Genomic DNA, 507 nt, shown 5'->3' on the forward strand with positions numbered 1-507 from the left:
GGTACAACTGGGCGTCGGGATGAGCCCGCAGCGCAGTTTCCACAAAGATTTCAACCCGGAAAAACCGCGCTATCACCTCTCCCATATGCACAGCAGCGAAGGCTTCCGCGATTTCGGCAGCCAGACCCCTTACACCGTGTTTGAGAGTTACGGGCGATTCCAGAAAGATGCGGCCGCTAAACCGTTTTTAAAATACCGGCAGGACGCGCTGGATAACCAGAAACAGACCGGCATCGGCAACAGTAACTGCATCAAACTGATGCCGGGTAAAATCTTCGAGATAAAAAATCACCCACACAAGCCGCTGAATGTGCGCTGGCAGATTGTCGGTATCAGCCACCACGGGCACTGCCCGCAGGCACTGGGTGACAGCAGTGGCACTGGCACGACACTCAGCAACACGTTCAGTTTTATCGACGGCCTTGCCGACTGGCGGCCACCGTTCCACTACAAACCGTTAGCCGATGGCGATGAAACGGCGATAGTCGTTGGCCCGGAAGGGGAAGA

1 protein-coding gene is annotated in these 507 nt (G+C 55.8%); it reads left to right on the top strand.

Going from position 1 to position 507, the window contains the following annotated elements:
* Positions 1-19: 19 nt before the first annotated feature.
* A partial coding sequence (locus IQ209_RS18005) for a contractile injection system protein, VgrG/Pvc8 family (RefSeq protein ID WP_255528825.1) occupies positions 20-507 on the top strand: 488 nt, incomplete at its 3' end.

Source organism: Xenorhabdus sp. BG5 (assembly GCF_015163665.1).
GTDB lineage: Bacteria > Pseudomonadota > Gammaproteobacteria > Enterobacterales > Enterobacteriaceae > Xenorhabdus.